The organism is Campylobacter concisus, assembly GCF_002913225.1.
Taxonomy (GTDB): domain Bacteria; phylum Campylobacterota; class Campylobacteria; order Campylobacterales; family Campylobacteraceae; genus Campylobacter_A; species Campylobacter_A concisus_J.
In genome coordinates this window covers 1-564 of the sequence record NZ_PPAW01000074.1, presented here as the reverse complement: position 1 = coordinate 564, position 564 = coordinate 1, and the positions used below count along the sequence as shown (strand labels likewise).

Below are 564 nucleotides of genomic sequence, written 5' to 3'. Positions count from 1 at the left end.
ATTAGAAGGTGGGCTGACGTAAGGTCATTCACATTATACAGGTTTTGCCTGTATCTGGTTTGCGCTGACGCAAGGCTACCTGAAACGATATCTTGTGCAGGGCAGATTCGTGGTGTGTGTTCGGGTGGGTTCGCAGTGTTTGTTTCGACTTCGCACAACCTGGAAATCCCGTTTTCAGGTAGCCTATGTGCTCACTTGGACAGGCTACCTGAAAAACCTAACCGCGTTTAATCAAACTGCTTCTGGCCGTTGCGCACGAAGGGCAGTTTCAATACGCGCACATCCACTTCTTTGCCGCGAATCAACACTTTGGCGGTATCGCCTTCAAAGTCTTTGGGCACGCGAGCGATGGCGATGGATTGCTTGAGGCTGGGCGAGAACACGCCACTGGTGGTTTCCCCTTTGCCTTGCGGAGTGATCACTTCCATGTGCTCGCGCAGTATGCCGCCTTTGGCCAAGAGCAAGCCAACCTGTTTCACGCTCACGCCTTTTTCTTTCAGGGCAACCAGCGGAGCTTTGCCGACGAAATCGCGGGCTTCGTCTTTCAAATCCACCGTCCAGGCC

General features: G+C 53.2%; 1 protein-coding gene. It reads right to left on the bottom strand.

The genetic code is table 11. The features are described from left to right. Window positions 1-227: 227 nt before the first annotated feature. Window positions 228-564 (bottom strand): glycine cleavage T C-terminal barrel domain-containing protein (locus tag CYP26_RS10150; protein WP_219809010.1); only part of this gene is annotated, 337 nt, incomplete at its 5' end.